4 protein-coding genes and 1 pseudogene are annotated in these 2,266 nt (G+C 58.3%); 3 read left to right on the forward strand and 2 right to left on the reverse strand.

Features of this window, described 5'->3' with window-relative positions:
* Positions 1 to 252 (forward strand): annotated as a pseudogene (locus Y707_RS0107370) (IS630 family transposase); the annotation flags it as partial.
* A gap of 89 nt (positions 253 to 341) precedes the next feature.
* Here the strand turns inward: Y707_RS0107370 and Y707_RS33455 are convergent.
* Complete coding sequence (locus tag Y707_RS33455) at positions 342 to 668, reverse strand: RES family NAD+ phosphorylase (protein ID WP_081744705.1); 327 nt, start codon at positions 666 to 668, stop codon at positions 342 to 344.
* A 3-nt stretch (positions 669 to 671) separates the two neighbouring features.
* Positions 672 to 1,055: a hypothetical protein gene (locus Y707_RS0107375; RefSeq protein ID WP_035780777.1), complete on the reverse strand. Its 384-nt coding sequence runs from the start codon at positions 1,053 to 1,055 to the stop codon at positions 672 to 674.
* Positions 1,056 to 1,414: 359 nt separating this feature from the next.
* Between Y707_RS0107375 and Y707_RS32715 the strand changes: the two genes are divergently transcribed.
* Entirely contained in the window at positions 1,415 to 1,792 is a 378-nt protein-coding gene (locus Y707_RS32715) for a VOC family protein (protein WP_253905098.1), read from the forward strand.
* Complete coding sequence (locus Y707_RS32720; protein WP_253905099.1) at positions 1,789 to 2,232, forward strand: VOC family protein; 444 nt, start codon at positions 1,789 to 1,791, stop codon at positions 2,230 to 2,232. Before Y707_RS32715 ends, Y707_RS32720 begins: the two co-directional genes overlap by 4 nt.
* Positions 2,233 to 2,266: the final 34 nt, after the last annotated feature.

The following is a 2,266-nucleotide window of genomic DNA, read 5'->3' on the forward strand; positions in this document are numbered from 1 at the left end:
CGGTTCCACATGCACTTCACCCCGACGTACTCGTCGTGGATCAACCAGGTCGAGCGTGTCTTCGCGGAAGTGACCCGGGACCTACTGCAACGTTCTGATCACCGCAGCGTGCAAGCCCTCGAGAAAGACCTCCGCAGCTGGGTGAAGGCCTGGAACGTGGATCCACAGCCCTTCATCTGGACCAAAACCGCCGAAGACATCCTCGCCTCCATCGCCAGATACCTGAAACGAATTAACGAATCAGGACACTAGTTCGTACCGCGCCAGATCGAAACCCATTAGGCGGTTCATCCAAGTTCGTGTTTCCCGGTGCTCGACGTCCACGAAAGGGAGAGGCTCGATCAGTTCGAGTTCGTATTTGCGGCGCTGGAGCCGCAGTCCCGGGCGATGGATCCTGGCTTCATATGGTGTGGATCCATCGCAAAATTCAGTCTCAACATGGCAGGACTCGGGCGAAGACGGGCCAGTGTCTCGGCAAAGCAACCTTCAACATTGCTTGATGCGTACAACACGCCACCGCCTGGCACATCGAAGCGGTTACCCGCCTTCTGACTTTCGGCTTGGAACGGGTCGATCCAGGGGTATTTAAGTGCATTTCCCTTATAAGCGACTCGCCAAAGCCGATGAGCTGGGGTGATGAGGTGCGGCTGACTCCCACGGCGTGTCAATGACTAGCCGCCGATAAGGAAGGCGTCAGCGGCGGCTGCAACATCACGATAATTGTCGCCTCGAAGAGCCTCTACTGGCGACACATCATCGAGCTGAGGATTCATGCCCATGAACCATGCGCGGATTGTCGCGGAGGCATCTTTCCCAGACAATTTGATGAAAATGGCGTAGGCCTCACGCATCCGGCGTTCCACGTGCAATGTGGGGGCTTGAGATGCTGACCGCCATCGTTCAATGGTCTGAGGACTCGCTCCTGCTATCTCTGAAGTAAGCACTTTGCCAAGATGGTCGACCAGAAAACCGATGATGTCAGGGAAGCTGTCTTCCACTGCCCTGCGATGAGCCTTCGTTCGGCTGGCAGTGATTGCCTCATGGTTGGCCGGCATGTCCCCATCCTTATTTCGATTCTGACGATATACAAAACGCCCAAACAACGACTATTGTTCCGATATAGGCGACGATACCCCAAAAGACAGCTAAATGAACCAAAAACGGTCAAAAGACTTGATGGGGATACGCGCTTGCTCCGTCGGTAAGAGTCGGCCCCGAGGGTTGGACGGAAGCAACAGTTCCGGAAAACCGTTTGATGCAGAGCCAACCCGCGGGACTCATAGAGTTCCGGCATCGATTCATCGCCGGGAATTTTATGCCGGGAACCGCTGGCCCGCCGCTGCCGGCCCGTTGCGACAGCGAAGCTGAACGCATAGTCTCGCATCATCTTCAGACCACCACTTAGGAGCCTGCAATGCCTGAACGTGATTCCACCCCGCCCGGCGCACCGTGCTGGATCGATCTGGCCAGTTCGGACCCGGACAAGTCCAGGGATTTCTATTGCAGCCTGTTCGGCTGGAGTGCCAAGGAAAGTGGCCTGGTATACGGCGGGTACGAGATGTTCTTCGCCGGCGACCGGCCCATTGCGGGCATGGCACCAAAGGGTCCAGCATCAGAGGATCCCGATGGCTGGTCCACGTATCTGGCAACAGATGATGCCAGGGCCACGGCCGAAGCCGCCGAGGCCAACGACGGCAAGGTGCTGTTGGCACCCTTGCAGATCGCAGACCAAGGCACGATGACGATCTTGTGTGATTGGCACCCTTGCAGATCGCAGACCAAGGCACGATGACGATCTTGTGTGACGCCGGAGGGGCCGCCATTGGTGCTTGGCAGGCTGCCGCGCACCAAGGTTTTGGATTGGTGGGCGAAGCAGGTGCCCCGGTATGGCACGAGCTCTCCACCCGCGACTACGAGAAGTCGGTCAAGTTCTACGAGACAGTCTTCGGCTGGAATACCGATGTGATGAGCGATTCGGACGAGTTCCGCTACACGACGCTGGGCAGCGGAGACGACGCGAAGGCCGGAATATTCGACGCCGGCTCTGTCCTCCCCAAGGGTGTTCCGGCCAGTTGGCAGCTTTATCTGGGCGTGGACGATGTCGATGCCGCCGTCGAGAAGGTCCAGAAACTCGGCGGCACCATCCAGCGTCCTGCCTGGGACAGCGACTACGGGCGGATGGCGCAGGTGACCGATTCCACCGGAGCGGTCTTCGTCCTCTCCTCGGTATAGTTCAGCGCGCAATTACGACGACGGCGGCCGGGCC

It is taken from the genome of Arthrobacter sp. H14 (assembly GCF_000520495.1).
GTDB lineage: Bacteria > Actinomycetota > Actinomycetes > Actinomycetales > Micrococcaceae > Arthrobacter_C.